Below are 592 nucleotides of genomic sequence, written 5' to 3'. Positions count from 1 at the left end.
GAATTTGCCGGTGAAGCAAAAGCCAAGGAATGGGCGCTCCAATTTGAAAAAGAAACGGGGCTGAAAGCAACCTATACACTTGCAGGGAACAGGGAAGCATACGTGAAGGTTGCCACCGGAGGAATCGAAGGCGAAGACAACACGAAAGCCATCCTCGATCGTTTTCAAAAAGCGACCGGCCTCAAAGCGTCGTACGCACCATACGGAGCGGGACAAGCGATCGTCAAGCTTTATTCAGGAGAAATCGCAGATGAGAGCAAAGCGAAAAGCCTGCTTGTCCAATTTGAAAAAGAAACCGCTCTTAAAGGAACGATAGAAACAGTAAAGAAACAACAGCCCAGATATAAAATTGTGACAGGTGCGATACAAGGCGAAACAAACGCAAAAAATCTGCTGAAGCAGTTTGAAAAAGAGCTCAAGGTCAAAGGGGCATATGAAGCCGCCGGTCAGCCGGCGCAGCTTTACAATGTGAAATCGGGATATTTTAATGACGAAAAGACCACGAAAAATGCCGCCGGCCAAATAAAAAAGAATACCGGTCTCACCTCAAGCACGGAAAAGGTAAAAGGCACGCGTTTCTGGATCGTCAGCA

General features: G+C 47.1%; 1 protein-coding gene. It reads left to right on the top strand.

What is annotated here, in order from left to right; all coding sequences use genetic code 11:
* On the top strand, positions 1-592 hold a 592-nt coding region (locus AC0QUY_RS42755), incomplete at both ends, for a hypothetical protein (RefSeq protein WP_475391762.1).

It is taken from the genome of Bradyrhizobium sp. WYCCWR15520, from assembly GCF_056174665.1.
This window is presented reverse-complemented; position numbering and strand designations above follow the sequence as displayed.